The sequence below is a fragment of the Lacrimispora sp. YZC11 genome (assembly GCF_057543815.1).
In genome coordinates, this window is sequence record NZ_BAAJYQ010000005.1 from 659409 (window position 1) to 684010 (window position 24602).

At 36.7% G+C, this 24602-nt stretch carries 19 protein-coding genes; all 19 read right to left on the reverse strand.

The window, feature by feature from the left end; genetic code table 11:
* Positions 1–30 precede the first annotated feature (30 nt).
* Complete coding sequence (locus AC27IJ_RS06155) at positions 31–393, reverse strand: hypothetical protein (RefSeq protein WP_487148001.1); 363 nt, start codon at positions 391–393, stop codon at positions 31–33.
* Positions 394–677: 284 nt separating this feature from the next.
* A complete protein-coding gene (locus AC27IJ_RS06160; RefSeq protein WP_331667192.1) occupies positions 678–806 on the reverse strand; it encodes a MerR family DNA-binding transcriptional regulator in 129 nt (42 codons plus the stop codon).
* 408 nt (positions 807–1214) lie between these two features.
* A complete protein-coding gene (locus AC27IJ_RS06165) occupies positions 1215–2237 on the reverse strand; it encodes an ADP-ribosylglycohydrolase family protein (RefSeq protein WP_312441467.1) in 1023 nt (340 codons plus the stop codon).
* A complete protein-coding gene (locus tag AC27IJ_RS06170; RefSeq protein ID WP_487148043.1) occupies positions 2238–3347 on the reverse strand; it encodes a glucose PTS transporter subunit IIA in 1110 nt (369 codons plus the stop codon).
* A 4-nt stretch (positions 3348–3351) separates the two neighbouring features.
* A complete protein-coding gene (locus tag AC27IJ_RS06175; protein WP_487148004.1) occupies positions 3352–4056 on the reverse strand; it encodes an ABC transporter permease in 705 nt (234 codons plus the stop codon).
* Positions 4044–4970 (reverse strand): ABC transporter ATP-binding protein, encoded by a 927-nt coding sequence (locus tag AC27IJ_RS06180; RefSeq protein WP_312441457.1) that lies wholly within the window; start codon positions 4968–4970, stop codon positions 4044–4046. The genes AC27IJ_RS06175 and AC27IJ_RS06180 overlap by 13 nt, the downstream gene beginning before the upstream one ends.
* A gap of 107 nt (positions 4971–5077) precedes the next feature.
* Positions 5078–5947 carry a sensor histidine kinase gene (locus AC27IJ_RS06185; protein WP_487148007.1) on the reverse strand — a complete coding sequence of 290 codons (870 nt, stop codon included), beginning with the start codon at positions 5945–5947 and terminating at the stop codon, positions 5078–5080.
* Positions 5948–5951: 4 nt separating this feature from the next.
* On the reverse strand, positions 5952–6647 hold the full coding sequence (locus AC27IJ_RS06190) for a response regulator transcription factor (protein WP_312441453.1): 696 nt from the start codon (positions 6645–6647) through the stop codon (positions 5952–5954).
* Positions 6648–7342: 695 nt separating this feature from the next.
* Positions 7343–7642: an MGMT family protein gene (locus AC27IJ_RS06195; protein WP_312441452.1), complete on the reverse strand. Its 300-nt coding sequence runs from the start codon at positions 7640–7642 to the stop codon at positions 7343–7345.
* A 1131-nt stretch (positions 7643–8773) separates the two neighbouring features.
* Positions 8774–9628: a winged helix-turn-helix domain-containing protein gene (locus tag AC27IJ_RS06200; RefSeq protein WP_487148010.1), complete on the reverse strand. Its 855-nt coding sequence runs from the start codon at positions 9626–9628 to the stop codon at positions 8774–8776.
* A gap of 2 nt (positions 9629–9630) precedes the next feature.
* The gene (locus AC27IJ_RS06205; protein WP_487148012.1) at positions 9631–11640 is read right to left on the reverse strand and encodes an N-6 DNA methylase; all 2010 of its coding nucleotides are present in this window, start codon (positions 11638–11640) and stop codon (positions 9631–9633) included.
* A 352-nt stretch (positions 11641–11992) separates the two neighbouring features.
* Positions 11993–13300, reverse strand: a complete 1308-nt coding sequence (locus tag AC27IJ_RS06210; protein ID WP_487148014.1) for an RNA-binding domain-containing protein — start codon at positions 13298–13300, stop codon at positions 11993–11995.
* 880 nt (positions 13301–14180) lie between these two features.
* A complete protein-coding gene (locus AC27IJ_RS06215; RefSeq protein ID WP_487148015.1) occupies positions 14181–15476 on the reverse strand; it encodes an alkaline phosphatase family protein in 1296 nt (431 codons plus the stop codon).
* Between the two features lie 108 nt (positions 15477–15584).
* Positions 15585–18530 (reverse strand): N-acetylmuramoyl-L-alanine amidase family protein, encoded by a 2946-nt coding sequence (locus tag AC27IJ_RS06220; protein ID WP_487148017.1) that lies wholly within the window; start codon positions 18528–18530, stop codon positions 15585–15587.
* Positions 18531–18768: 238 nt separating this feature from the next.
* Positions 18769–19188 (reverse strand): hypothetical protein, encoded by a 420-nt coding sequence (locus tag AC27IJ_RS06225; protein ID WP_312441448.1) that lies wholly within the window; start codon positions 19186–19188, stop codon positions 18769–18771.
* A 658-nt stretch (positions 19189–19846) separates the two neighbouring features.
* Positions 19847–20587 (reverse strand): peroxide stress protein YaaA, encoded by a 741-nt coding sequence (gene yaaA / locus AC27IJ_RS06230; RefSeq protein ID WP_313257994.1) that lies wholly within the window; start codon positions 20585–20587, stop codon positions 19847–19849.
* Between the two features lie 3 nt (positions 20588–20590).
* Positions 20591–21043, reverse strand: a complete 453-nt coding sequence (locus AC27IJ_RS06235; RefSeq protein ID WP_313257992.1) for a peroxiredoxin — start codon at positions 21041–21043, stop codon at positions 20591–20593.
* 98 nt (positions 21044–21141) lie between these two features.
* Positions 21142–21552 carry a peptide deformylase gene (locus AC27IJ_RS06240; protein ID WP_487148020.1) on the reverse strand — a complete coding sequence of 137 codons (411 nt, stop codon included), beginning with the start codon at positions 21550–21552 and terminating at the stop codon, positions 21142–21144.
* Between the two features lie 494 nt (positions 21553–22046).
* Positions 22047–24119 (reverse strand): ribosomal protection-like ABC-F family protein, encoded by a 2073-nt coding sequence (abc-f, locus tag AC27IJ_RS06245; RefSeq protein WP_487148022.1) that lies wholly within the window; start codon positions 24117–24119, stop codon positions 22047–22049.
* Positions 24120–24602 lie beyond the last annotated feature (483 nt).

A 24602-nucleotide genomic window follows, 5' to 3' on the forward strand; every position in this document is an offset into this window, starting at 1 on the left:
AGGAGAATAAACCCTCACATCGTAAGAGAGTCAAGTACTATTTTTTGATTTTTTGATTGGATAGCAGATTTCAGTGACATAATTTTCCGATTTTAGTTCATTTCCTGGAGTTGTATGATAGATATTTAATGCCTCTACCATGGGGTTTTCCCTGTCGAGCCGAATTTTCCACGGCTGCATGTTATGGCCGTTTGCAGACAGCAGGCCATGAGCCACCAGACGTATCCTGGGATCATCAAATTTTTGCGAGTAATTCTTTTGCCAGGGCTCCAAATACTTTGGTTGTTTAAAAATTCCGCTTATGATAAATAAGGATACAAAAGCGATGATAAGCAGCGCTCCAACGCATGAAAATATAATGGTCATTGTTTTCTTCACCTTCCTCTTGCTCATTGATGATTCCCTCCATTTATAGTTTGTATTGACCGTATGATAAGCTGAAAAGCTAATGATATCAATTCCTCCGGTGTCATCCTGTGATAGTTCTTAATATAGTTTTCCTTCCTATTCGCGGTATTAAACACGCCAAGCATGCAAGCCCATAAAGTAAGTGCCGTCTTTACTACATCCAGATCACTGCGGATAGAGTTTTCCGTAATACCCCTTATCAGTATTCCGATTAGATACCCCAGTATCTCTTCCCCAAGCGCATAACATTCTTCTCTTGACTGGTCGGATCACAGTCGACGCAGACTCTCATCATCATATTGCCGATAACCCGATTCTTTTACCGCGCTGGGCGTTAATAATCCGATTTCAGCATAATATTGCAAGGTGCGGCGACTTACGCCGGAAAGCCTGCTCACTTCATTACACTTTTCATTGCTTTACCTCCTTGCTAATTTTTTATCATGATTTTTTCAAAAACGTTCAAAAAGCTCTTGACTCGAACGTTACGTTATAGTCTATGCTCTAATTATAAGTGAACGACAGCGTTTTGTACAGTGTAAAACCATGAACAAAAACGCCGTACGCAATGAGGAGGATTTATTTATGACAAGTAATCCATAAAGCCAACAGGATAACGAGTTTTCGGTCTTTTTACAGTTACTTTTGCAATTTTTTGTTCCTTTAGGTCTTCCTATTTGAGTCATAAAAACACCTCTATATGGTATTTATACATAAAAGTAGACAGGATAAAATTTTACTTTTTATCCTGTCTACTTTCATTTTATAAGTTCACCTTATATTTATTAGGATTTTCCTTTTCTCTATCAGTAATTGTTCTTCCGCGATGGTGACAGAAGGTATAACTCATTGCTTAGTTCATCGAAGTTTAAATTATTCGTTCTCTCTAAATCCTTAATCAGCGAATCGTTAAAGTTCGGATTCATACCTCCGCATATGCCTGTAGCTATTGCTCCGATGGTATCCGTATCCCCGCCAATGGATGCACAAAGCTTAGCGGATATTATGGGATCGCCCCCGGATAATTCTATGATTGCAAGAATGGATGGAATGGTTTCTATGGTCTCAACTCCTGTACCTATCACTTCATATAGGTTTTTCAACGCCTCTGGCATTGTACAATTTCTAATCATTTTTTTTGCCAGTTTCATTCTCTGAACGAGAGATGCTGATGGAATCTGAAAGCCACGGCTCAATGCTCGTCCGGTAATTTCTTCCGCCAGGTTCCATATCTTTTCTATGTCATTTCCACCCGAGACAACATAACTGACAATTCCGGCAACAATACTGGCTCCCTGTATGGCAATTGAAGTATTATGCGAGGGTTTGCATATCATACTTACATTATTGATCAGAGAGTCCATGTCTCGATAGTCTGATATAATTCCAATTGGACTTATTTTCATTGCAGCTCCGTTTGTTGTACCGAGTTTTCCGGTCTCCTCTACGGATACCCCTCGCTCAATTGCTTCCAGTGCTTTTAGTGTACTTGGTCCACATACAAGTGCCGCTACTTTTGACTCGTTTTTCCACTTAATCAATTGATTGATATAACTTTCTGTATTGATAATGCCATGATTTTCAATTATCATTTTTGCTATCATCATTGTATTAATGGTATCATCCGTAATTTCACCAGCTGACATGGTTCTGCCAAAAAAATCATCCGCTTGCGATGGAAGAAGTTCTTCTATTCCCTTGGGAAATCTTACATTAATATGCTCCTGCGTCCAGAACTCTGTGGGCATGCCCATGGCATCTCCATAGGCTCCGCCAATCAAAACTCCTCGTATTCTTAAATACTGTTCCTTATCTATTTCACTTTTCATTTAATCCTCCGCTAACTTATAGGCTACTTCATTTTCCTTTGAAATCACTCTGATTAATTGGTCAAAATAATCTACATTTTCATTCATAGTTTCCACAATGTCAAAATATTCATCACTGTTTATAATAATGATTGGACTGATCAGGCTATATCCTTCTTTTGTTATGCCTTCTATATCAAATTCCACCAATACATCGCCTTTTTTTACCGTTGCTCCTTGTTGCACTTTTTTTGTGAAATACTTACCGTTTAACCGTACCGTATCGGTCCCTACATGTATTAAAATCTCACATCCGTCATCACTGGTAATGGCAATTGCATGACCCGTAGGAAACAGTGCTGTGACAACTCCGTCACAGGGTGCAATAACTCTGCCCTCGGATGGTAAAATAGCTATTCCTTTTCCCAATACTCCTTTTGAAAATGATGCATCTTCTACATTTTCCAATTTTATTGTTTTTCCTTTTAATGGGGAAGCGATAATGCTATGGGAAGATTGTTTTTTATCAGCTATTAAACTGATATCCGAATTTTGCTCATTGAAAAATATAAACGTCAACAAGAATGCCACAACCATGGAAATAATGGTAGCTACTATGGCAACGAAGAATCCGCTCATATCACCGTTTGGATTAATGAATGCAACTGTTCCCAACACACCTACGCTAACAGCATACATTCTGGCACTAAATATGGAAATGATTACAGCACCTACCGTCGCACCAATGATACTAAAAGCAAAACGTTTTTTAACCGGCAGCGTAACGCCGTAAATCGCTGGCTCAATAATACAAAAGCATCCTGAAATCATTGCTGGAATGCAGATATTTTTAACCTTTTTATCTTTTGTTTTGCAATATACTGCCAAAACTACTGCTGTTTGTGTAAAAGAAGCAGTAAAAATCATCGGAATAATATAATCGTAACCCATTGCCCCCATATTTGTGATGCCAATCGTTATTAATGGCCAGTGTAAGCCAAGAATTACCAGCGGCTGATATATGACTCCCACAACAAGAGAAGTAATAACAGGCGATAAGTTATTCAGATATGTAATTGCTGCTGTTATAAGCAATGATAAAATATTCGCAATTGGACCAATCGCAAGAATTGATTTACATCACATCTTCTTTTTCAACGTTGTGCACTGTAAAAAATCCGCAAATAAGGGAAACACCAAATAAACAGACAGGAAGAAACGTATTTCCCCTTAAAGTCAAGTCTCCTATGGTCCCATTCATAACTGAAAACAATAAAAATGAAGAAATAATAGCTGCCTTCGATGACTTCATCAATTTTCCTATATACAAAGGGATAAATGCCAGGGTCACCGTAAGAACCGTCTTTAATAGAACCTGTATATAAAAGCTTATGCTTGTCATATCATACCCCAGCGGGAAGTCAGCTTTCAGCCCTGATGCAGATGCCAATAACAGATAAATCAACAGTTTTCCGATGAAAAGAACTGCCCCACAGAAAATCCATACTGCAAGCATCTGGGATAAAATAATTTTTTTCCTGGGAATGGGATAACTGAACATCAGACTCTGAGTTTTGTTTTTATACGCACTGATTATAAAGGAAGACAGCATCACCGACGTAAAAATCAAAAACGTAAGATTGGTAAACAGATCAATCTGCACTGCCATAGTCTCTATCTCTGGTGCGGATTCCGTCAGTCCTGTTTCAGGATCAACAGTAATCCCCCCATAGCACAAGGCAAATAAAAGAAGTCCAAGGACTGCAATTACGATTGCCTGTCTGATCATATATTTTTTCGTATGATTCTTTTTCCATTCCATCCGAATTAATTTCCACATTCGCTCTCACCTCCTGTGACTTTCAGAAAATACTCTTCCAAAGACTCTGAATGGGAATGGAACCCCTGAATTTCAATCTGATTTTCCGTTAACGCCTTCATAATCTCCTGTGACGTGGCTTGTTTTGCATAGACCCTGATACGATTGTCATTTAACACTTTAAAGTTTGAAATATTAAAACGGTCTGTAAAAATATAAGATGCTTTCGCTGTCTCCGGTGTTTTGATCTCCAGATACTCAAGCCCCTTGTCTGTAATCTCTTTCATAGAAATTTCTCTTACCAACCTGCCTTTATGAATGATTCCTATGGTATGTGCAATGCTTTCGATTTCAGAAAGCAAATGGCTTGAAATAAGAATGGTCATTCCATACTCTTTGCACAGCATCAGGAACAGATCACGAAGCTGTTTCATACCTGCCGGGTCAAGGCCATTTGTCGGTTCATCCAGTACCAAAAATTCCGGCTTTGTAAGAACGGCTCTTGCAATACCCAACCGCTGCTTCATTCCCAGCGAAAATTCCTTCACCTTTTTTCCTCTGGTATCTGACAGAGACAGCAGGGACAATGCTTTTTCTACACTATCGGGACTGTAATAACCCATGTATTCACAGTGCATCTTTAAATTTTCTTCCGCCGTCAGTTCATTATAAAACACCGGAAATTCAATCATGCTACCCATACGTTTTAAAAATGAATACGAATCAGGGAGCAGTTTTTCACCAAATAAAATGATATCTCCTGAAGTTGGTTTCCATTGATTGGTGATCATCTTCATCACCGTTGTTTTTCCTGCGCCATTTGGCCCAAGAAAGCCATAAATCTCTCCTTTAGCAATATGCATGTTTAAATCGGATACAATGGTTTCTGCACCTATTTGTTTGTTTAAATGATCCGTTGTTAAAATTATCTGCATTTTGTCACTTCCTTTCCATATCCAAAATTCTAGCATGTGATTTCTTCAAAACTCTTGAATAAATCTTACGAATTTCTTTCGCGCAAGAAAATTTCAATGCAAAAAATTTAGTAATTAAACTGCTGGAGTTTTAAAGTGAATACAGTCTCCTCATTCTGGATACTTTTTAAAGTCAGTGTGCCGTTGATTTTTTCTGCCAGGCTTTTTGCTATGGTAAGACCTAATCCATTGCCCTGGATCTCCCGGTTTCTAGAATCTTCTAACGTATAGAGACGGTCAAATACACGTGAAATTTCCGAATATGCAATGCCTTTTCCATGGTCAATGACATCCACACAAACAAAGTTGTCCTCCATGCGAAGGTTCAGTCCCAGGTAATGTCCTGCATCTCCATAGCGGACTGCATTGCTGATCAGATTATTAAGAATACGTCCCAATGCTTCCCGATCCGCATAAACGAAAACAGGGGGATCAGGAATGTTTATGTTCACTTTAAATTCTTTCTCCGTTAAGATATTATAGAAATCAACAATGGCCTCCCGGCAAAATTCATTTAAGTTTATTTTGGACATAGTCAATACCGTATCTCCTGCTTCCAATTTTGCAAGTGTAAAAAATTGGTCGATCTGCTCCTTTAATTCGTTGGCCTTATGAGAAACCTTTCTTACCATGTCCTTTTCAAGATTCTCCTGCATCAAAAGCATTTCCAAATAACCGATGATAACTGTCAGGGGCGTCTTCAAATCATGAGAAATATTAGAAAGCATTCGTTTGGTATTTAATTCCGATCTGCGATAACCGGCATTTGCATTTTGCCTGTCTTCCAGCGTGCGGTTGATCTGTTCCAAAAGATGCTTGATTTCCTTATCTTCGGTAAATAACATCAATTTTTCATCAGTATCTTCATCTAAAATGCTTTCCAGTTCATCACTAATATTTTGAATTTGTTTTAAAGTCTTTCTATTTAATAGAGACATGAATTCACTCCTTTGGACTTCCCAACTTGTATCCGATTCCCCAAACGGTTAGAATATACTGTGGCTTCCTGGGATCATCCTCAATCTTTGTACGGAGACGGCTGATATGAACATTGACGGCATTTTCATCACCCAAATAATCATCCTGCCATATGAAAGAATAGAGCTGTGCCTTGGTATAAACCTTTTTCGGATTGGAAAGAAGCAGACGAAGGATTTCATATTCCTTTGCAGTTAAGTCCACTGCCAGTCCATTTTTGTGTACCGTATGACTTTCCAGATTCATTTCCAAATCTCCCAGGCCAAGACAAACAGAGGTAGTTTCCCCTCCAGAAGAATACTGGGTGGTACGCCGCAGATTTGCCTTTACTCTGGCAAGCACCTCCGTAAGAGAAAATGGTTTTGTAATATAATCATCCGCACCCAGTCCCAATCCAAAAATCTTATCCGATTCCGTATCCTTGGCAGACAGAATTATAATAGGAACCACACTTTCCTTTCTGATCCGTTTCATGACCTCCAGTCCGCTGATTTTCGGCAGCATTAAATCCAAAATCACCAGGTCATAAGACCCGCTGAAAAATGTTTTTACTGCTTGCTCTCCATCAAAGGAACTTTGGACTTCAAAGCCCTCCATCTGAAGAAAATCTATTAACATCTCACTGATTTCCCTGTCGTCTTCCACCAATAATATTTTCATCTTTCAATTTTCCTCCCTGGCAAATACAGAATAATATCAGAAAAATGAAAGTATTCTGTGTAAATAAAACTATTGTTTCCATGTTTATAATAACTGATTCCAAAGGATTTTTCAAATGTCATGAAAAACCGACGACATTAAAAAAACTGCTATTTCGTTTATATGATGTGACCTATAAAAGTTCTTATTTGTATTCTGGCGGGGAAACTCAACTGACACTATTGTAATGATCTTACAATCGGCCCTTCCGTTACCTTATCGAGAACATCACGAATTCTCCTTCTTGGTAAAGTCAAAAACGCTTCAGAAAAAGAACTATATAAAGCGGAGGAAATAACACTGATGAATTATATCAGCACTAGCAAATAGCCACCCATAATTTTAGATTTCTGGGTAGAAAAAATGTGCAGAGAGCATCGGCTACTTCTATACCGGTACAGCTGGTTAGATTATTAGGTAATGATTAAATATGTGAGCTATGGTACCTGCAAAAGTATTGAGAGTGTTGCTTACTGATTACAAAGCTATACGAATTTTTCTATAGGATAAGTTATGAAAACTTTTAACAGAACCGGAACCTTTTCTATCAAAATTCCATATAAACTTATCCGTTTAACATACCAATTGACTTTTTGAATAGCGGTATGACTGTATCATCGGGTTAGTTGTTGACTATAACAACCGCAGCATTGATCTCATATTCCATATGTAGAAATATCTATGTATCCTTCCTCAGATACTTCTACTCCTTCCGAAATTAGAAGTTCTCTTTGAATGGCTGCATGCCTTTTATCAGTAATTGATATTTTACCTTTAGAGTTAATTATACGATGCCATGGGAGATTGTACTTCTCAGACATTGAATGAAGTATCCTAACTACCTGTCTCGCACCTCTAGTATTTCCTGCAAGTCTTGCAATCTGCCCGTAGCTCATAACTCTCCCATATGGTATTCCCTTAATTATTATAAGGATTTCCTCAGTAAACTGTGTCATATTGAATAAATCTCCTTATCAAACATAATTTATTAATTCACCATAGAGCTAGGTTACTGCAATTTATATGGATTACTATACTCGATATGAATGCTGCTGGTTTGGGAATTTGGGACTCGGCCTGATTTCACCATGCTTTTCACTCTCTTTCTATTGAACGCAACATATTTTAATTCAACAAAAAATAAAGCATGCCAATTTATCTAATGCTAAAATATTGCCATATAAGATATCTGGATAAACCTTGTTAGGATTTTTTATGATCGTTCAAATGCTAAATTTAAGTTAATAAGAAAAATTGAATATTCATAAAGTATCATACGATTCGGCAATAAAATATAACTGCTGCAAAGCAGTGATTATCTCTGAATCCAAAACGATTTCAGTATTTTCGCAAGTAATTATATTTGCAAGGTCAAAATTGCTTCTTCGCTACTTCAAGTACTATCTTAAATTCGTTTATATTTTCAAAATCATTATTCATCTTCCTGCGTCCTTTACATGGTTCCTTATAATTTGAAAAAATTTTGTGTAAAAGTACCCTTTCGCCAAAATGTTCGTCACTCATTCCGACAAACCTATCCGCTGGGGTAAATCGCTTCTCATATTATCACACTAAGGAAACAAAACACACATCCATTTTATTTGCAAAATGCCAAAATCCTTTGATTTATTGGGCTTTTTTCATCAGAAGACATACCGTCTCCACATGCGGTGAAATAGAATACTTATACTACATAGCAAAAGGGCTGTAATACCCCATACAAATTTACTTATTATATTAATTAAAACTAAATCTAATATAATCTATTTATCCCATTCGTTTCCTACTTCCATTTTTATATCTTATGCTTTATTTTTATATTACATAATTGGTGTACAAGTTGTACCATATTCTATACTCATCTATATTCACTTCACTCTTTATAAACATTAATAACCATATTTCTAAACAAATATAACCATAATTCAATCAGCCTAAGACACATCTAATACTATAATATCTGAAGTCATTTGCCTTATTATCAATAAGCATTACCCCCTGCGAATGACATGTTTCGTCATTTTCCGTTATTTATATTCTAATCACAATAAGATATGATTACATCTAGTAATAATAATTTCATTGTATTACAAAACTTCATAAATCCAATAAAGTTCTTCCATACTAACCTTCCTCCCTATTATTGAATTAATCTCAAATTCTCGAGATAAAAATAGTTTAGAAACCATACATCGAACATCTTCTTTCAAACCATAATGGATTTGATTATGGCAATTACTACATAGCGAAAAAATATTCTGCTCTCTATCAAGATTTACGCCAAAATATTCTGTAAATGATATAGGAACCAAATGATGAGGCTCCATATATAAGACTGTACTATTCTTTCGTATAAATGATATATGAGTTGGATCTATTTCACATATATGTCCAGCTGTTTTAAGTGCCTGCATTGAGACAGAATAGCTTCTCAGATAGTTTCGATTTTTGGAGGAAGGAGAGGATATAGTTCCTATTGGCTGCGGTTCGATTGAATAGTAAATATATGTATCTTCTGAATTGTTACGAGTTGATGATGCCTTTTCTATAAAAAGCTGCTTTTGTTCTGCTTCAAGAGATTCCTCTTCAGATATAATTTTTTGGAAGAAAATAGGTGTAAAGCAGATACTGGCATTCAATTTTAGCTTCTTAGCTTCCTCGACCATTAATATTAATTGCGTCTTTCCCTCCACCGTTATTTCCCATGTCCCATCTGAGCAATTTTTCATATACCCTAATGCTTTCAGATGTTGGCGTTCATATGAGAAATTATTTCTCCACACATTCTCATTGCGAGAAGACCTTATTTTATCGTTTAGGTCATTCTTAAACCAATAGTTGCTATTGTTAATATATTCTAACACTTGTCTTCTCTGTCCACCACCTCCCAATTCATTTAGTGAGAACAAAAGTACAAGCTGCATTTGTTTCTGTTGATTCATCTCTAGTTCTCCTTCTTTTGTAGTAACAACACAGGATATGTAATAAACTGCTCAATAAGCAACTGTAAAAACTCTCCAATCTTTGCATTTAATTCACTATTACAATTTCTCTCTTGAAAATTAGAAAGGTTAAATAAAGTTTCTCCAATCTTGTGCTGCATTTCTAATTCAGGGTAATAAATAGATATAGAAGAAAGCCTATCAATATTCATTGTAGCATAAGTTGTATATACAGGAGAAACATTCTCTACTTCTTGGCGGTATATCATGCTACGAAAATAACCTGCCATATAAAATGAATCAACAATCGATCTGTTCCAAGGTCGTAGTCTCTTAACATAGTTACCGAATACCGCATTATAATCTTTAGTTGAAACACTGCAGCAAGCCAGTTCTCCAATTGTCTCACTTGTTCGATTTAATAGAATATCACCTAATTTTATACTATATTTTTCTGCTTCCTCTTTAGATACCTCAACAAACGATGATAACAAGTCCGGAAGGAAGAGATGACGCAAAACTGTTTTTACATCCACCATCGGTGTTCCATGACCAAACGATTCTTTTCTTTTTAAAATACCACCAAATATGTCATATAACTCTGGTATAAACGCTTTTTTCCAATTAGTGGATACCTTTGTTGTTTTCCATTCTCTTATACATGTGCACAGTAATGAATCAGATATAAGAGGACATAATGTATCAACTGAAGTTTCAAACTGCAATTTATTTTTTTGTATAGACAATAGTGATATTGATTTCCTTTTGGTATATAGGTTCGGACTTAAATTGTAACGGTTTTGCTCGATTTTCTCTAAAGAAACAATTGCATAAAACTCAGTTATCTTCTGCAAGATTCCCATCCGATACTCCTGTATCACTTCCATCAACTTTTTAAATTCTATGTCATTGTTTTGTTTTAGCTTCATCTTTGTTGCATCAATTAAGAGTACATCTCGACTTCTCTTAGAGACTTTATTTATAAACCATATACAGCAGGGAATTTTGGTATTGTAAAAAAGTCCTGCTGGAAGTGTAATAATACATTCTATAAACTGGTCATAAAGAATTTTTTGACGTATCTTATCTTCCTTCCTGTTTTGTGTTGTCAACGTGCTATTAGGTAATATAATCGCTGCGCTACCATTGTTTGTTAAATGACTAATGACATGTTGAATCCATGCAAAATTTGCATTTTTTACCGGTGGTAAGCCATATATCCATTTATCAGCCCCTGTAATATCCCTTTCATCAAACCAGTCACGTTGGTTGAATGGTGGATTTGTAATGATATAATCAAATTTTTGCTTTTCATGCAGATCTTCCAATAATGTATTGGCTGGACGGTCTCCTAAATCAGCAAAGAACCCATGCAAAAAAAGATTCATCAAGCAAATTTGATACGAAGTATTATCCAACGTCTGACCAAACAATCCTAACTTTTTATCAGGATACAGGTTAGCCGCTCGACATAGCAAAGCAGCACTTCCACAACAGGGATCATAAATACTCCCTTGATTTTTTATATTAAACATTTTTAACATGAAATCAACAATACTTCTAGGTGTATAGAAATCTCCCTTTAAATAAGAAGTTGCTAATAACTCTTTGGATAATGCAAATTCATAGAGCATAGACAAAGAGGAATCATCCAAAGAAACATTTGACAAAAAATCAACTATTTCACGAAAATCCAACTTATCTATTTTTATAGTTTGTAACTCATCTATTAACATGTCAATAATAGACAAATGTGGTGTTATCATCTTCATTGCATATGTAATTGCAATAACATAACCTTCAGGATTTGAAATTGTTGCATTAACTATAATATCCCAAGGCGTTTCATGTAATTCTTTACCAATATCATTGTCTTCCAAAAAATCGTTTATAGTCAGTTGCAAATAAGGTGGTCTATAAGCCTTAGATGCTTGTCTAATTAGCAATAAACACTTCCAAACTCTTAAATCCATGCAAGAAGCAAGTTTCATAAATTTCTCAATTTTTATCATGTATTATTGTTTCCTCCCATGACATTAATAAACTATGACATATTTATTTCCATATTTTTTCTATGCATATAGACATAGACTACTCTTTCATATTTGGTTTTTATTCACGAATTCCCCTTAACACAAGTTTAACTCTTTTGCTAAAACGTTCATTTTCCTTACCCCACTACGGTAACAGGAAATATATCCCATCTTATCCAACCACAAAAGTACACCCACATATCACTCCCAAAACCTCGAAACCCTTTGGTTTACTGGGCTTTCTGCTCCAGCAATACAATGGTTTCAACGTGCGGTGAAAGTTATTTCTTATACCACATAGCAAAATTACGGTTTACCCCACTGTCCTAATTCAGAGCCTTAAACGTAACTGTAACTCCTGTTGTATTTCAAATGGATTAAGTTTTCGTTTTCCACCATCTGTCTTAATGTATATTTCGCTTTTTGAAGTAGAAAAGAGAATATCTGAATCAACGGATTCAACCGATATTTCAACAATAAACAGTTCATTCAGGATTTTCCCTTCAGATATAATCTCTTCAAAGGATATATGAATTCCTTCGGTACTAACATATGGCTTCATCTGTCCTACTTTCTCAGAAATCATTTTATCAATTGTATCTCTATCCCTTTTACTAAGTCTTACACCTTTTATAATTCCTTCATCTGAAATCCCCCATTTTATAATACCGATTCCTGACACCCTACTATTAAGATAAGAGTTAATGTAGATTTCTGCATTATCAATAATTGAATTACATGGATTATTTCCTTTAATTTCTTTAAATTCTACGCTTCTGTTTTCTACTTCGTCAATTTCTTTTCCTAATTCATATTTAATAATATGTCTATCATATGAATTCCGCTTTTCATCATTTACAAGAGCAGATAATACCTTCAAACTATTGCTAAAAACTCTTCTATAACTAAAATCAGATACACTATACCTATATGAATGCACGTACTTCGATTCTAAAACGATTTTATTATAATCTCTTTTTACATCCAACATCGAATTTGCAGTTAATATAAATTGAACATTTTCAATTTTATCCATAATGTTTAGGATATTTTCTGTCATATGCAAATCCAGTTTAGCAAATAGTTCATCTATCATAACAACACTATTCTGAGGAACATGATACAATAAATTAAGGATCCAATAATATGCTTGCATACCCCCAGACATAAAGTTATAGGATTTATTATCTTCAGTCGAAATGAGTGCTGTGTACTCATCAACTATCTCCAATTTATTAAGCAGATTTCCTGCATTGTTAATCTGGTCACTATCAAGTTTATATTTATTCCCTATAAATTCACCACTAAACAAGTATAGTCTATCACGCCTAATAGATAATAATTTCTTCATTTCATCAAAAGAATTAATTAGTAGTTTAGGACGACCATCAACATAACTCTTCTTCACTTTTACTTTACAATTATCCTCAACTATTTCTATCTGTAATTGCGTCTTGCTGCCTTCAGACTTATATTGCAAGATTTCTTTATCTTGCAATATCGAATACAACGTAGCCAAAATCGTAGTTTTTCCGCAACAATTCCCTCCTTGAAGAATGTTAACCTTATTGTTGCTAAATTGTATCTCCAAACTTTGAATATATCCTAAGTCAGATATATTTAAACTTTTAATAAACATTTTATCCTCCAAGCATTAACTCAAACTATCCAAAGAGTAAGTTTCCTGTAGCAATCATCATTGTAAAACTCTTATCTTCCTGACATTTTCGCTCAGCCCGCCCCTCTATGTTCCCACAAGATTCCTCCATCTCTTACAGGTTATTCGCAATTGATTGTTTCTTATATTTTTAAGGAATTGGATATATTATACTCCTGTTAATATCCGGATTAAAAAAATCTTCTGTAAGTATTTCATCATTTTCTAATAACCACACACCAAAAAATTCTTCTGTGATTCCTTCAGTTAGAGTAAAAATTATTGACGCTGGAAATTTTCTTTTCCGTTTTATATAATCAATTCGATATAAATCTTCAGAATCTACAACAGAAGAATAAGTATATGCCTCTTCTAAATCACAAAATTCGATATCTTGCCATGTATTTAAAGCAACTTGACGTTATTCTTCAGTTTTCAAATAATGTTTTTCTATATAGTTCTGGATTCTAAATCCCGTCAATTCAGCTAATTCTGCAATAGTTCCACAATATTCTCAAAATCAATTTTTCTTTGATATGACTAATATTTCTTCGTTCTAGAAAAATAAAATCAAAATAAAAGTGCTCTGGCTCATATCTCATTTCCTATTCCTCGTATTAGTATCATTAAACCATTAAAAGTAAGTCCACTTCTTTTGCCAAAACGTTCATTTTCCTTACCCCACCACGGTAACCGGAAACATATTATCCCCCGAACAACCACAAAAGCACACCCACATATCCTGCCCAAATCCTCGAAATCCTCTGATTTACTGCGGTTTCCGCTCCAGCAACACGACGGTTTCCACATGCCTTGAGTGAGTAAAAATAATGCCGAAAAGGCATACTTCTTCCCAGGTGTTTTACGCTTTCGTATTAATTCTGAATATCTCATCCAACACTCTGCCGTCACAAGGACCGAAATCAATGCCGAGAATTGCTGCAATCGTAGGAGCTATATCTACCATCTGGATTTCTCCCAACTGGTATTCTTTCTTAATACAATTTCCTGATACTACAAAGCCACATCGATACTCTGGTTTCTCTGGTGAATACCCATGAGTTGCATACTTTCTATTCTCTTTCTCCAAGTCAGTCACAAGGGACCCGGTAAGGCTGTCATCAAAACAGTAACCAGTCTTTGCTTCCAGCATATACCCCGAAATCGGGAACGCATGAAAACGTTCCAGTTCTTCTCTGGTATAGATCCTCTCAATACCTAAGTTCTTCTCTTCTGCCGCTAGAATCTGTAGTACACGCTGCTTCGCTTCCTCGTCATTTTCCTTTAAGTGCAAATAGGCAGACCCTCCTGTAGACTGTATATAGGCTCTCCAAAACATTTTCCCTTTTTCTTCATAAATAAGGCCTTCTTCTTTTAACAATTGATTCAGCTTCACCTTGTACCTTACATTTTTCTGCCCATGATCTCCCAACACCAGAAAAACCGTTTCCTCAAAAATGCCTGCCTCCCGAACTGCCTCGATAATCTTACCGATTCTTTCATCCATCCGGATCAGAACATTGTCAATCTCAGGACTGTCTGTCCCATAATGATGCTTCGCATCGTCCAGTTCAATGAAGTGCATCATCAGAAGTTCCGGTTTTTTGCTTAGAATGGTGTCTTTTCCGCACATGGCTGTAAAATCATCCAGGTAAGGCTGTTCAATCCCTTTTCTAGATTTTCCATATTTTTTCTCAAGCCCAATACAAAAAAATGGACTTCCATTTTTTAAGATCTTAAGAGATTGATTCTCACGTCCGATTGCCTTTATCTCCGGAAGATTATAGCGAATGGAGGCCTTTCCGGTAACAGGCCACAGAATTCCGGCTGATTTCATTTCACAATTTCTCAAAGCATCATACACAGCAGGTGCCTTGATGTCCTTTTTAAACCAGAACCACGCCTGTTCTTCTTCATCAATGAAAGGCTGGAGAGGGGTATTATGATAGATTCCATGCTTATCCGGATAAACGCCGGTCACCATAGTGGTATGCACTACATAGGTAAGAGTCGGATAGACGCTTTTTAATTTTGTACTGAATGCTCCGCTTTTTATTAATCGGGAAAGGTTGGGAAGCCGACTTGCCTTTTCCCAGTTATCTTCTGAAAATGCATCATAGGAGATCACTACCAAATGCTTTGCTTTTCCTTTGCTCATTTTTCCAGCTCCATCATCTTTCATCTTATTTTTGTTCTTTAGGAAGTGTCATAAAAATCACTAATCCAATTAAAATACAAGTGTCTTGTACCAATCAGATTACTAATTTCACTTCTTATTCGGTTCCAGTGCCCCCGTTGGACGTCTTCCGATATTCTCATATTGCCATGCTCCGGCAACCGCATCCCATTTCCAACCGGAATATTCTCCTCCCGACTCGGTAAAGTAATACCAAATTCCATCAACATTAACCCAGCCTATTGCCATCTGCCCGGTCTGTGGATCGAGATAATAGCGGTATCCATCCAGTGGATCTGTCAGCCAGCCGGTCTGCATCGCACCTCTGGTGCCATTGGAAACAGGATTTAAATAATACCATTTTCCGGTATTGTCAGCAAACCAACCGGTTATTAGATAGCCGTCACTGCCAAAATAATACCAGTGGGACGTACCATTGTATTCGAGGTATTTCCATTCGTTTGAATAATAATTTCTGCCGCTGCTGTAGTAGCGCCAATTGCCGTTTTCATCCATGATCCAAGTGCCCGGATGTTCCTCGTCACTGTCTGAATGTGTTGGCTCATTAATGGTGATTGTAAATTCTTTGTGCAATTTAATCTGTGAATTGCCTGCTGTTATTACGACCGTTTTAGTGCCGGTTTCAGTCGGCAGTCCAATAATGCAGCCATTAAAGAAATCCAGATAAAGCCCTCCAGGAAGTTCTCCTTCACTTACCCACCATAAAAAAGTCATTTTAGATGCAATTTCCAGTTGATGCTTGTACGAAACACCTTTTATTCCATTGGCCAGGTAATCTGTTTTAAATTCAAGATTTTTATCTTCCCACAAAGCATAGATCGTAGTATTGTCTTTAAATTCATGCATATCTTCATGGTAAATATAGCCATCCTGATCAATTACCATATTTCCCCGGCCGTTTTTTTCCGAAAAATAACCAGCAAACAGATATCCTTCTCTCCTTGGGGTTATTATGTCAGTAATCTCCCACTGTCGATCGTCATTCTTATTCCATCGATTGCCACTTGAGTATAACACTGAAGTTCCCTGATAATCTGCCTCTCCCGCATCCAGTACCACTTCAATGTCACGTCTAAACAATAATTGATATTCGCCTTCAACCTTCTTTGAACCTCTGGCTGCAACAAAAAAATATTCCTGTCCACTTTCCAATTGATGACATACATTCAATATAGAACTGTAGCTAACATAATAATCCTCCGGATTTGGAAACCACTGACCACAACCATCGGCCTCTATCTTCCTGCATAATTCTTCATATTGGTCAGAATTGCACAAATAACCATACATACGCTGATCTTCATCACTGCTATTATAGAAGGTATAATATCCGTCGCCATTTTCAGGTACTTTAAATCTAAGTACCTTATAGTACGGTGCGTTCTCTGCAATGCAAGTGACTGAATATCTGCCATCTGACAGCAAAATATCTTCATACGCAACCGGACTGAAGCGTTCCCAGTGAGTATAGACTTTTGTATCATTGTTCAACTCTGACATTTCCGCAAGAATCTCCCCATCATAATCGATGACCTTTATCCCCTGTCCATTCTCCTCGGTAAAATATCCAGCAAATTTAAAGCCATCCTTTTGCGGACGATTGACTTTTATCAAATCAGAATACGAACCGCCCCTCTCAATCCATTTTCCACCTTTCGAATAAACTGCAACAGTTCCAGGCTGATCTGCATCTGACGCTACGAAAGTGACCGTGATATCACGCTCAAAGACTACCTTATAATTACCTTCTTTATCGCTAATTCCGGCCGAGATAAAGTAATAATCCTTTCCAGCCTCTAAATTATAATAAATGCCAAAGGAATAATAGTCATCTATCAGATAATCTGTTTGTGCCGGTGAGAAAATAGAGCATTTATTTTGCTCAATTTTATGGCACATCCTTTCATATTGCTCTGGAGTGCAAATATAGCCGGACGCATCAATCTCATCTTTTATACGGGATTGATAAAATGAATAAGAGCCGCCGCCATCTTCGGGAACTGTAAATTTAAAAGCTTGATAATATGGACGTTCACCGCCGGATACTATCATGGAAAATCTTCGCCCCTCCAGTTTGATCTCCTGACAGGAAACCGGACTAAATGGTTTCCAATGAGCATACACTGTACAATCTTCTGACAGTGCACTCATTTCCGGCAAAATCTCTCCCTGGTCATCAATCACTTGTGTTCCTTGTCCATTCGCCTCCATATAATATCCTTCAAATCGATACCCTGATTTTTCCGGAGGAGTAATGTTTCTTTCTCCATAAAATGAATCTCTGTTGCTGGAATAATGCCACTCACTACCTTTAGAATATAATGCCTGTGTTCCTGCTCTTGTGGCATCTGAACAATCGAGAGTCACGTCTATGTCACGTGTCAGGGCTAAATTATAATCATCATCATCATCATTTCTCTGGGCTGAAATAAAGTAGTAATCCTGCCCCTCCTCCAGCCGATAACCAAGAGATCCATAGCTCTTGTAAGCAAGACACTCCGTTGGTGTTGATGCATAAACCGGATATCCTTTCGTTTCAATTTTATTACATATTGTTTCATATTGTTCTTCGTTACAAATATAAAAGGTAAATGAACCATAACTACTATCGATATATTCAGCATCTATTGTATAGTGCCCACCCTTACCTTCAGGAACAGTATACTTAATCACGTGATAGTATGGAACCGCATTACCGGAAACTATTGTAGAAAACTCTCGTCCATCCAGTGTTATCTCTTCAAAAGGAACAGGATTTGTTAATAAAACCAAGTTTTCAACCGGAATCTTTCCTTTGGCATCAGAATCCGTCGCTAAATCATAATCGTCCGTGATTTCTACTTCCTCTTCCTCCCCTATAAATTCGTCTGCATTGGATGGTGTCGCAATTACCTGATCCTTTAACATTGGGCTGTTTCGTGATTGTGCCCAAACATTCCCAGGCACAAAACTAATGCTCATTGCCAACACCAGGCATTTGGCAATCATTGATTTTAACATTCTCTCATTTTTCATCTTATGTCCCCCCCTGATTTGTAATTTCCTTTAGGTGTCACCTCCCATTATATGGTATAACTGGAAAAAAGTCACTACACCAGCTCTTACAAAAAGATATTGGTATTTCTATGGTTTCCGGCGGCATATACTCTTAACTATTTTATATATCCACACCTGTTCGTAATCGAAATCTCTCGATTCTTTTCTGCATATGCATAGTATAAAAAACTTTATAGATTATATAATAAAAGACGGTTTAATCCTTCTTATTAAGATTCATTTTAACTTGATTTTCTTGTTCCATTAGGTATTGCGTGAATAAATCAAAACTCCCAACAAACTTATTTACACCTTCTATATGATAAAAAGTGCTTGTTTTATCATATTCGTAAATTTCATTTGTCGGGGAATATATATATATTCGTTTTCTAAGCCCAAGGGCTATTCCTAACTCAATATGACTCCCTTTACCTGCTGGCAATAAAATAACAAGGAAATCCGAATTCATCACTGCTTCTTTTTCTTTTACACCGATAGTAGCTAATTTTTCGAGGGAACTAGCTTTTTCGTTTTGAGTCCAATCATATGTGTGGATATAACCTTTTAACTTTAGCTCATTAGAAATCTCTCGTACCTGTTCAACATTCTTGAAACTCGATGCTATATAAAAATTCACAGAATACCCTCCCTCTATTAAAAATAATCTACTTCCTATTTTTATAACATAAAATTATTTTTCATTATCTTTATCTAACAGCTTGATTTCCTTATTTTTTAAAGCTTTTATATAATCTTTCTCTACTTTAGAAACATCATCTAAATGCAATATATTCTTCCTTTGCGTTAAGCTCAGCTGTCTTAGTACTTATCTTCCTTTTTCTACTCATAGATATATTTTTCCAAACGTAAAAATAAACTTTAGGTCGAGTAGATAAGATTGATGAAATCCTGTAACTTTTTGCATAGGGCACACCCCTTTTTCTATAGTAAAAAAAGAAGGCATTGCTTTAAATAAATTTGTCAATTGTACTTCCCTTATAATCTCTACCTGTAATACAAAAAAAACAGACCTCCATTCATTCTACAAAAATTTCAGGAGTCAATACTTCTTCAATATATCCTATGCATTTGGCTTGATAACATCTGTTTTAAGATGTAAATCTTTATCCGCGACGGCAGAAATCCAAACCACTATTTACAAGTAATATCAATTCCTTTTAAATCAATTTTTAGTAGCAACCTCTTACTTATGAAAGGGAGCCTCCTGGTCTACAGCCCTGAACGTAAGGCAATAAGCTATACCTCTTCTCTGGTTCTCATGACAACCTCTCATCTCACATTATAAATACGTATTTTGAATTGCTGGAAAGCTCCTTGGAATAAGCAAATCCTAGCTCCTGAAAATCCTTGAGACCATTCAAATCAGAAATATTATTCTCTGCCATGAACCGCACCATATCACCGCGAGCCATCTTCGATATTGTTCCCTTTTGCTTCACTTTCCCTTCCACTAGCTCACCAAACTCAATCGTAATAAATCGATCCTTCGGTGTGATATATTTCTCGATGCATTGTGAGTATTCCTTCGAAGCCAAGTTAAGGATAATTCTGTCATCGTCCACTAGACTATGATACAACCGGTCTCCCCAGAAATCATATAAATCTTTACAATCATTCACGGATAGCTTTGCCTGCATTTCTAGTCGATATGGCGTTACCCCATCAAAGGGCTTGAGTACTCCATAGAAGCCTGACAGAATCCGCAAATGATCCGATAGGTACGAAAGTGCCCTGGTTGTAAGCACTTTCGGGGCCATATGCTGATACTGCAAGCCCTCATATGCTATTACTGCCGGTGTCAGTCTACGCATCAAAGCCATATCTTTGTAGCGCTTATAGTTTAATTCTGCCAATTTATCATTGCATTTCCACAATGCTTTTCCCTCTGATAAGGACAAGGACTGCATTTCATGCATCAATATTATAGCATCATTAATAAATCCGGGCATTCCGGTAACCTCAATGGAATCCGTATCCTCATTCATCTTCTTTGCCGGAGAAATTATTATCTTCATATCCTATAACTGCGCCAGCATTTGTGCCGGATTCTCCTCTGCCTTCACTTTACCAAAGGCTTTTACAATTACCCCATCTTCATCGATGAGATATGTGGTTCGAACCACTCCCATGCTAACCTTACCATAATTCATTTTTTCCTGCCAGACATCATATGCCTGAATACAGGTAAGTTCCGTATCAGAAAGCAATGTAAATGGTAGTCCATACTTTTCCTCAAATTTTTTATGTGATGCCACACTGTCCTTACTCACCCCAAGAACCACAGCTCCCTTTTCCTGAAACTGCGGATACAACTCTCCAAAGCTGCAAGCCTGCTTGGTGCAGCCCGGAGTATTGTCCTTTGGATAGAAATATAAAATAACCTTCCTCCCCTTGTACTCCTCCAACGTGTGCATCAATCCATTCTGATCCGGCAATGAAAATGCTGGTGCTTTTGTTCCTGTCTCTACCATGATCTGACCTCCCGATTCTTATATTAAGCTTAAAATCCTTCTATTCCACTTTTCTAGTATTCATTTCACTATTACAACTTCCATCAATGCCTATACTTCTATATCACTATGCCATCGCAGTGGTCGATTTCATGTTGTATAATCTGTGCAATCCATCCGGAAAACTTCTGGCACTGTTTATTAAAATTCATATCCTGAAACTCCACCTCGATATCCTTATACCTGGTGGTCTTGCGAACTCCAATCAAAGAAAGACAGCCTTCCTCCGTCTCGTACGCACCAGACTTCTTTACAATCACTGGATTAATCATAGCAATATTAGCAAAACCCATACTCACTGCTATTATTCTCTTCTTGACACCAATCATGTTAGCCGCCATACCTACACAGCCTGCTTCATTCGCTTTTAAAGTATCAAGCAAATCCTGAACCACCTGCTTGTCCGCTTCCGTTGCTGGATCTGACTTCTGATTCAGGAAAACGACATCCTTCATTATTGGTCTAATCATTACAAACCTTCTTTCATTTGCTCTGATAGTTGTATTTCAGAGCATTCTTCTACCAAGACATTAACGTATATTTACCCTACGGTATAATTACGCTAATGCCTATCTTTATTTACTGTATTATTTACTTATCCGTTTTAATATGTCAAATTAGCATTACTATTCTGCACTTCTGTCTCAGGCTTTCTGCAACAGAGTTATTACCTCCACGTGTGTTGAGGCAGTAATGCAGATTCCTGAAAGACGCATTTTGGCCTTGGCGTAGACATTAAATTGACTAATACTTATAGAAAAAGAGAGACCCGTTGGAGCCTTGAGCTTATCTACTTGCATTTATTTATTGCTCCAATGGGTTACCAACCAATTTAATGACTCCTGCAAAGATGCAACTGTTTTTGTTTCAATCACACACCTGCAATGATTGCGCCTGGCAATATTAAGCTTTTCAAGTAAATTAATATTTCCTTCACCGTGAATTAGGTGATGATTTTTCTGTATTACTGACAGTTCTCCCATTTATCATAAACGAAATCCAGTTCTTTTTCTATAGTTTCTTTTTTTAAGTATAATTCCTGTAAATATTCGAAATTGGAATTATTATTATTTATCTCTTGTTCCAATGCTTTTAATGCAGCTTCTATGGCTTCAATCTCATTCACAAGAATATCTGACTTTTGCGTATTCAACTTCCTGGATTTGTTATCCGTTCTGCTGTATTGATTCACTTCTACCCCAATGGAAGGCTTCTTTTCATATGGCTTTTGGGGCTGTTCCTTCTTATAACGCTTATCATCTTCATAAACCTTTAACAGGTTGCTTAGAACCCTAGCCTTTTCGTTTGACTGGTCCTCAAATTTTCCCGCCTTTTGCAATTCTTCCTGATAATACGTATAATCTCCCGGATAAGTAATAAGATGGTTATTTTCAAATGACATGATTTTACCTGCAACTTTATTTATAAAATACCGGTCATGGGATACAAATAACAGGGTTCCTTCAAATGCGGTTAAAGTTTCCTCCAGCACTTCCCTGGAATCAATATCCAAGTGATTGGTAGGCTCATCCAGAATCATAAAATTCACTTTTTCAAAGGTTAAAGAACATAACCTTAACCGGCTCTTCTCCCCACCGGATAAGAATCTTATTTTCTTATGGACATCGTCTTTAAAGAATAATACTCTTGCTAGCTGGTTTCTGGCAGCTTCATAAGTAATATTGTGATGACCAGAAAAGTATTCAAGTATGGTCTGGTCTTCATCTTCAAAAATAACCTGTTGAGGGAGATAACCGATTTTAACCTGAGCGCCAATTTTTACCGTACCGTAATCTGGTTTTAATTCTCCTAATATCAGCTTAAGCAGGGTAGATTTGCCGCAGCCGTTTTTCCCGATAATGCAGGCACTATCCTGATAATAAACTTTCATATCAATGTCTTTTAGTAATACCGCATCACCAAAACATTTACTTAAGTGTTTGGTTTCTAATACCATTTTTCCGGAACGGTTTGCGCTATCCTGATTAAGTCGCACCTTCCTGCCTTCATGGACCGGTTTATCCAATACTTCAATCTTTTCCAGACGTTTTTCCAATTCCTTTGCCCGTTTAAACATCGTTTCACTGTCTCTCATATTTCCCCAGATGCGGTAACGCTCAATCTGTTTTTCCATCTGTTCGATCTTTTTCTGCTGGTTGATATAATTCCTATAGTCAATTAAGAACCGTCTCTCTTTTTCCAGTACATAATAACTATAATTCCCCATGTAAATATTAGCCCGGCTAAACTCTAACTCCACGATTTTCATAGCAACATTATCCAGAAAATATCTGTCATGGGATATAATCAGAACAGAACCTTTATAATCCTTTAAAAAGCCCTCCAGCCATTCTGTGGTTTCTAAGTCCAGATGGTTGGTAGGTTCGTCAAGAAGCAGAATATCTGGCTCCTCAAGAAGTATCTTCGCCAAAATCACTCTGGTTTTTTCTCCGCCGCTTAAACTTTGAAATGACAGTTGCTTTAAAATATCATTAATTTTAAGTCCCTCTGTAATCTTGTTAATCTTCGTTTCCAGCTCATATCCTCCGGCTATCTCATACTCCTCCGTGAGCCGTCCGTAACTTAACAGTGCTTTTTCAAGCTTCTCACCCGAAGAAGTCTGAAACACCCCTTCAAGCTCTGATAACCGTCTCTTCAAATCAAAGACTTTTTGAAAAGCCATGCGGATTACATCAATCGCTTTGGTATCCTCACTGTAAACAGGTATCTGATTTAAATACCCTACCTTAATCCCTTTACGAAGATTTACCTCTCCTGCCTGATAATCTTCTGAAACCTCCTCCCCATACGAAGCTTCCCCAACCTGCACTTGTCCGGTATCCTCAAACCACCCTTGTAAATTTAAGTTACTTTCCTTAAACCTGCCCATAATAATTTTCATAATTGTAGTCTTCCCACACCCATTCTTACCAATTAACCCAATCCTCTCCCCAGTTTTCACCTCAAAGCATATCGTTTCAAATATCTTGTTCGCTCCATAAAATTTCGTTAAATTATTAATACTTAATTCTATCATGACTCTACCTGACCTTTCTTATAATTAAACTCTGACTTTACCCTTTACTTAAAAATGAACGAAAAAAAGCCCAAAGCCAATAAGCTTTGGGTTGCTAATTTTTAATTATCACCGTAATATCAAATGATATTAATCAGAATACTCCAAAAACCTTATATGGCTAACTTTGAATCTATTAAATTTGGACGCACTTCTAGCCTTAACTTGAAATATTGCGATCATAATAGATTCCAATTTTACCCATTTAAGTATCGAGTTCATATTTGTTATTACCTTTCCTAGTTTAAAAATACTATATTTCCTTTATAATAAGCGAAAACACATATCCCGTCAAGGTGTTTTTCTGGTTATTTCTGTTCTATACATGGGGGCAATATATGGTACTAATAAAACAGATATAAAGCAAAAGTCTATTAAGATACTCCATATTCCCCCACGCTTAATTCTCCAATGACTCACCGTGATACTATTTCTGTTGTTTGA

What these genes read in the sequence shown, in the direction of transcription:
- AC27IJ_RS06155 (WP_487148001.1), bottom strand. Translation starts at nt 393, where the DNA reads ATGAGCAAGAGGAAGGTGAAGAAAACAATGACCATTATATTTTCATGC.
- AC27IJ_RS06165 (WP_312441467.1), bottom strand. Translation starts at nt 2,237, where the DNA reads ATGAAAAGTGAAATAGATAAGGAACAGTATTTAAGAATACGAGGAGTT.
- AC27IJ_RS06175 (WP_487148004.1), bottom strand. Translation starts at nt 4,056, where the DNA reads ATGTGGAAATTAATTCGGATGGAATGGAAAAAGAATCATACGAAAAAA.
- AC27IJ_RS06180 (WP_312441457.1), bottom strand. Translation starts at nt 4,970, where the DNA reads ATGCAGATAATTTTAACAACGGATCATTTAAACAAACAAATAGGTGCA.
- AC27IJ_RS06185 (WP_487148007.1), bottom strand. Translation starts at nt 5,947, where the DNA reads ATGTCTCTATTAAATAGAAAGACTTTAAAACAAATTCAAAATATTAGT.
- AC27IJ_RS06190 (WP_312441453.1), bottom strand. Translation starts at nt 6,647, where the DNA reads ATGAAAATATTATTGGTGGAAGACGACAGGGAAATCAGTGAGATGTTA.
- AC27IJ_RS06195 (WP_312441452.1), bottom strand. Translation starts at nt 7,642, where the DNA reads ATGACACAGTTTACTGAGGAAATCCTTATAATAATTAAGGGAATACCA.
- AC27IJ_RS06200 (WP_487148010.1), bottom strand. Translation starts at nt 9,628, where the DNA reads ATGAATCAACAGAAACAAATGCAGCTTGTACTTTTGTTCTCACTAAAT.
- AC27IJ_RS06205 (WP_487148012.1), bottom strand. Translation starts at nt 11,640, where the DNA reads ATGATAAAAATTGAGAAATTTATGAAACTTGCTTCTTGCATGGATTTA.
- AC27IJ_RS06210 (WP_487148014.1), bottom strand. Translation starts at nt 13,300, where the DNA reads ATGTTTATTAAAAGTTTAAATATATCTGACTTAGGATATATTCAAAGT.
- AC27IJ_RS06215 (WP_487148015.1), bottom strand. Translation starts at nt 15,476, where the DNA reads ATGAGCAAAGGAAAAGCAAAGCATTTGGTAGTGATCTCCTATGATGCA.
- AC27IJ_RS06220 (WP_487148017.1), bottom strand. Translation starts at nt 18,530, where the DNA reads ATGAAAAATGAGAGAATGTTAAAATCAATGATTGCCAAATGCCTGGTG.
- yaaA (WP_313257994.1), bottom strand. Translation starts at nt 20,587, where the DNA reads ATGAAGATAATAATTTCTCCGGCAAAGAAGATGAATGAGGATACGGAT.
- AC27IJ_RS06235 (WP_313257992.1), bottom strand. Translation starts at nt 21,043, where the DNA reads ATGGTAGAGACAGGAACAAAAGCACCAGCATTTTCATTGCCGGATCAG.
- AC27IJ_RS06240 (WP_487148020.1), bottom strand. Translation starts at nt 21,552, where the DNA reads ATGATTAGACCAATAATGAAGGATGTCGTTTTCCTGAATCAGAAGTCA.
- abc-f (WP_487148022.1), bottom strand. Translation starts at nt 24,119, where the DNA reads ATGATAGAATTAAGTATTAATAATTTAACGAAATTTTATGGAGCGAAC.